Raw genomic sequence first — 3,315 nt, forward strand, 5'->3', positions numbered from 1 at the left:
GCCAAATAGAAAACTGGTGATTTCATCGGTTTTGTCGTAGCCTTCATTGGGTTTAAAGCCCAAGGCGCTATAAAAATTCCTGGTAGTGGTTACATCTTTTACGCCCAAATTGGCCCAGATTTTTGTTGGTCTCATGGTATCTAGTTTTATAGTGTTGATTAATTGTTTGTTATTGAATAATGTAATTGAACAGTATTGTTGTTCAATTTGTTTACTTCGAGGAGGGAAAGTTTATACTCTGCTTCTTCGATGTCTTTGAGCAATGGCAGGCCGTTGCCAAATAGTACCGGTTCTACAACCAGGATGATTTCATTCACCAGGCCTGCTTTGACAAATGCACTTACGGTTTGCGTACCACCTATAATAACGGCTTCGGTGTGTCCTCTTGCGGCAAGCTGTTCTATGATTTTTTCCGGGCTGTCATCAGTAAAAAGTACATTGGATTGGGCAGGTTCGGCCATGGTATTGTGAGTGAGCACAACCAGTGATCCTTCTTTAATGGGTAGGTAGTCTGGTGCAAGTACATTATAGGTTGTTTTTCCCATGATCACGGCTTGTGTGCGCAGACTGATGGCCATAAAGCCTTCACCGTATTCCTGCGACAACCAGTCGGGTACGTTTCTGTTATTGCTGATCAGGCCATTGGCAGAGGCAGCGAGGTAGATGATTGTTCTCATACTTAGTTGTTTTTGTATATCCAAAGGTAATCTGGAGGAATGGGGTAGAAAACCTGCAAAGACGACTTATTGAGGGGGCGTTTGCGACAGTAGGAGAAAAATTAATATATTTGGAATATGAGAATGACCGTAATGTTATAATATAAATTTTCAAGTCGTAAGGCTAATGTCCCGGAGGGACACTAATTCTTTATTGTCTGAATTTTTATATAAAACATTATGCGCGACATCTTAAATCCACAGCAAATACAATCTTTTATTGCAGATGGCTTTGTCCGTATTGATAACGCTTTTCCTGCCGATCTTGCCGCTGAGGCGAGAAATATCCTTTGGAAAGACATTCCTGCTGATCCTAATGACAGTAGCACATGGGCGAAACCGGTGGTGTGGCTGGGTATGTATACGCAGGCGCCATTTATTAAGGCGGCGAATACCCCTATTCTTCATGCTGCATTCGATCAGCTGGTTGGTAAAGAAAAATGGATACCGTGCATGAGCATGGGAGCTTTTCCAGTTCGTTTCCCATCGGAAGTTGATTCGGATGATACCGGCTGGCACGTAGATGCAGGTTTTTCTGGAGCAGATCCTAATGACTTTTTCGCCGCCCGAATCAATGTATATTCAAAAGGCCGTGGCTTGCTGATGCTGTTTCTATTTTCGGATGTAAGCGAGAGAGATGCGCCGACCAGGATTTTAAAAGGTTCGCATATGGATGTTGCCAGATTGCTGAAACCCGAAGGTGAAGAAGGGCTATCTTTTATGGAACTGGCAAATAGGTTGCCTGAATTACCCAAGAGAGAGGAAGCTTTGGCTGTCGGCAAGGCCGGAACGGTATACCTTTGTCACCCTTTTTTGGTTCATGCGGCGCAAAGACATCGCGGTAGTGTGCCTAAGTTTATGGCGCAGCCACCGTTGTTGCTTAGGAGCGGTTTTGATATCAGTAGTACAGGCCCATGTAGCCTGGTAGAGGAAGCGATAAGAAATGTGTATTTTTAAAAAATAAAATGAAAAGATTCCTTTTAGTAGCCTTATATATGCTGGCAATTAGCCCGGTAGTGTTTTGTCAGTCAAAACAGACCATCGTTCGTTCTGATTTCAAAAAATACTTTGATGAGTGTGGAGTGGAAGGTGGTATAGCAATTTATGATTACAAAAAGCATCAATGGATCCTTTCTGATACCATTAATACAAGGCGGGAAACCTTGCCTGCTTCTACATTCAAAATCATTAATATGCTGATTGCCCTTGAAACAGGAACCATACCGAATGAGAACTATATGGTTAAATGGCCAGGAAAAACCGATACCACAAAATACGGCTACAGACCTGAAATTTATCATGATATAAGTGTAAAGAACGCATTTGAAGTTTCTGCCGGCTGGGCGTTTATAGAGCTTGCAAAAAAGATTGACAGAAGTGTATACAAGAAATACCTTACTCAATGCGGATACGGCAATGCAGGCCTTTCGGAACCTGATGCAGACTTTTGGAACTTTGGTCCCCTTGGTATTTCACCTGTAAGCCAGGTTGAATTTCTTAAAAAACTGTACGATGGGAAACTCCCGTTCTCTAAAAAGAATATGGATATCGTAAAGCGGGTAATGATAAGCGAGCAAAATAAAACTTATACCATCCGCTCCAAAACAGGATGGACGATGGCAGATCAGATCAACACAGGATGGTGGGTTGGTTACGTGGAAAAACAAAATGATGTTTATTTTTTTGCGACAAGATTACTGCAGGATCGAAAAAATAACCGACCTGATTTTTCTGAGTGCCGTAAGAAAATTACCGGGTCGGTGATGAAAGATTTGAAAATCATGTAAAGTTTTTTTGTTTTCTTCTACCTGTTAGGTCTTAGTCAGCCGTATTGGTTATATATGAGGGAATATAAACCTCTTTGTAAGCAATGGAAAAAGACGCTAAGACATTACTTGATAAATACAGAAAGGGACTTTGTACGCCTGCTGAAAAGGCAGTTGTGGAAAGATGGTATTACCAATTGAAAGACGAGGTTCAGCTAAATGAGAGCCGAATTGATGAAGTTGGATATGACATCTAGAACCAGCTGTCTTTGGAAAGTAAAGTACAGCCTCGTAGTTATAAGCTATGGCCGCGTATAGCTGCGGCAGCAGCAATATTTTTGGTTGTTGGCGCCGGGTTGTTCTTTTATACATCCTACTACGCACCCCGCCCTGAAGGTGGCCGTCATCCTGAACTTGTTTCAGGATCTCATGACATTGAGCCCGGCCGTAACACAGCAACTATAACTCTTGCCAACGGTAAAACCATTCAACTTAGCGATGCTAAAACCGGAGTTGTTATAGATGCCGCTAATTTGAAGTATAACGATGGTAGTGCGGTGGAGACGGGCGATGCCCGTCATCTCCTTTGATTAACCAAAGGAGATGACGGCCCCTATTTTTGGGAGCCTCTTTTTTATTTAAAAAGAGATAGAAATGGATTTATTTAAAAGGGAAAGAAATGGGGTTTTTAATAGTGATAAATCTTACCGGTATACCGGTAAAGTTGGGAATTTGGTGAGCTACCATATATTAGATAAAAATGTGGTTAGGATGGTGGGTATGATTACAAAACCGCCTTCTATTAAACAATTGATTTGCAGGCAGGAAATGGC

5 protein-coding genes are annotated in these 3,315 nt (G+C 41.9%); 4 read left to right on the forward strand and 1 reads right to left on the reverse strand.

Going from position 1 to position 3,315, the window contains the following annotated elements; translation table 11 throughout:
* Positions 1 to 158 precede the first annotated feature (158 nt).
* Positions 159 to 677 (reverse strand): dihydrofolate reductase family protein, encoded by a 519-nt coding sequence (locus AC1DDX_RS25610; protein ID WP_172663246.1) that lies wholly within the window; start codon positions 675 to 677, stop codon positions 159 to 161.
* A gap of 219 nt (positions 678 to 896) precedes the next feature.
* Here AC1DDX_RS25610 and AC1DDX_RS25615 point away from each other — a divergent pair, with 219 nt between their 5' ends.
* From AC1DDX_RS25615 to AC1DDX_RS25630, 4 genes are all read left to right on the forward strand, one after another.
* Entirely contained in the window at positions 897 to 1,673 is a 777-nt protein-coding gene (locus AC1DDX_RS25615; RefSeq protein ID WP_337714850.1) for a phytanoyl-CoA dioxygenase family protein, read from the forward strand.
* 38 nt (positions 1,674 to 1,711) lie between these two features.
* Positions 1,712 to 2,503, forward strand: a complete 792-nt coding sequence (locus tag AC1DDX_RS25620; protein ID WP_430709540.1) for a penicillin-binding transpeptidase domain-containing protein — start codon at positions 1,712 to 1,714, stop codon at positions 2,501 to 2,503.
* Between the two features lie 83 nt (positions 2,504 to 2,586).
* Positions 2,587 to 2,739 (forward strand): hypothetical protein, encoded by a 153-nt coding sequence (locus tag AC1DDX_RS25625; protein WP_172663243.1) that lies wholly within the window; start codon positions 2,587 to 2,589, stop codon positions 2,737 to 2,739.
* A gap of 12 nt (positions 2,740 to 2,751) precedes the next feature.
* Positions 2,752 to 3,072, forward strand: a complete 321-nt coding sequence (locus AC1DDX_RS25630) for a hypothetical protein (RefSeq protein WP_172663242.1) — start codon at positions 2,752 to 2,754, stop codon at positions 3,070 to 3,072.
* The last annotated feature ends 243 nt before the right edge of the window (positions 3,073 to 3,315 follow it).

The sequence above is a fragment of the Pedobacter sp. 10L46_2 genome (assembly GCF_056395165.1).

Excerpts from the sequence above, each read along its gene's own strand:
- AC1DDX_RS25610 (WP_172663246.1), bottom strand. The coding sequence starts at position 677 with ATGAGAACAATCATCTACCTCGCTGCCTCTGCCAATGGCCTGATCAGC.
- AC1DDX_RS25620 (WP_430709540.1), top strand. The coding sequence starts at position 1,712 with ATGCTGGCAATTAGCCCGGTAGTGTTTTGTCAGTCAAAACAGACCATC.
- AC1DDX_RS25615 (WP_337714850.1), top strand. The coding sequence starts at position 897 with ATGCGCGACATCTTAAATCCACAGCAAATACAATCTTTTATTGCAGAT.
- AC1DDX_RS25625 (WP_172663243.1), top strand. The coding sequence starts at position 2,587 with ATGGAAAAAGACGCTAAGACATTACTTGATAAATACAGAAAGGGACTT.